Here is a 1,027-nt window from a genome sequence, read left to right as displayed (position 1 = left end):
TGCGCTGGTCGAGCAGGCGGATGTCGTCATCGACAACTTCCGACCGGGGGTGATGACCCGCCTCGGCATCGATCACGAAACATTGAAGAAGCACAAGCCGTCAATCATCACGGTTTCGGTGACTGGCTTTGGTGAGTCCGGTCCTGCTCGTGACAGGCCGGCATTCGATCTCGTTATCCAGGCCTTCAGCGGCCATGTCGACATAACCGGTGATCCCAACGGTCCCCCCGCCCGGGTCGGCATTCCAATCGCTGACCTCTCAGGCGGGATTTTCACCTGCATTTCGGTGCTCGGAGCCCTGGTCGGGCGTGGGCTTCACGGAGACGGCCACCACGCCGACGTCGCCATGCTCGACTCACTCGTGTCGATGCTCACCTACGACGCTCTGGGATTCCTCAACGGGAGTGGAGAAGTAACCCGCCAGGGGACAGCTCACGCCCACATGGTGCCCTGGCAGGCGTTCGAGGTGAAGGATGGGTATGTGGTGATCGCAGCCCGAGACGAGAAGTTCTGGCGGAACCTTTGCGACGCATTGGGCAGACCCGACCTCAAGAGCGACCCTCGCACCATCGACAACACCACCCGTGTCGCCAATCGAGGATTCGTGGTCGGGCTGTTAGAGGAGGCCTTTCTCACCAAGACCAAGGATGAATGGATGGCGATCCTCGACGAGTTCGATATCCCGGCTGCCCCCGTCAATGACTTCGCCGGCATTTTCTCCGATCCGCAGATCGAGGCCCGCGAGATGGTCAAGACTTACCACCACCCGACGCTGGGTGATGTTCGCTATCCACCCAGCCCGATGAAGTTCGATAACTGGGAGTTTCCCAATCATCCGGCGCCGATGCTTGGTGAGCACACCCGGGAGGTCCTTTCAACCCGACTCGGGTATTCGTCCGAGGAGATCGATCGGCTTGCCGCCGGGGGGGTGGTGAAGACGTGGATGGAGACGGACCCGGGCTGAGGCGGACCGGTCAGTCGCTGCCGGCGGTCCTGTTCACATCGACCCTTTCAGCCACCATCGGGA

Annotated in this window: 1 protein-coding gene; it reads left to right on the top strand. The window is 61.3% G+C overall.

The genetic code is table 11. From position 1 onward, the window contains the following. On the top strand, positions 1–964 hold a 964-nt coding region (locus JJE47_16825), incomplete at its 5' end, for a CoA transferase (GenBank protein MBK5269087.1). Between the last annotated feature and the right edge of the window lie 63 nt (positions 965–1,027).

Source organism: Acidimicrobiia bacterium (assembly GCA_016650365.1).
Classification (GTDB): domain Bacteria; phylum Actinomycetota; class Acidimicrobiia; order Spongiisociales; family JAENVV01; genus JAENVV01.
This window is presented reverse-complemented; position numbering and strand designations above follow the sequence as displayed.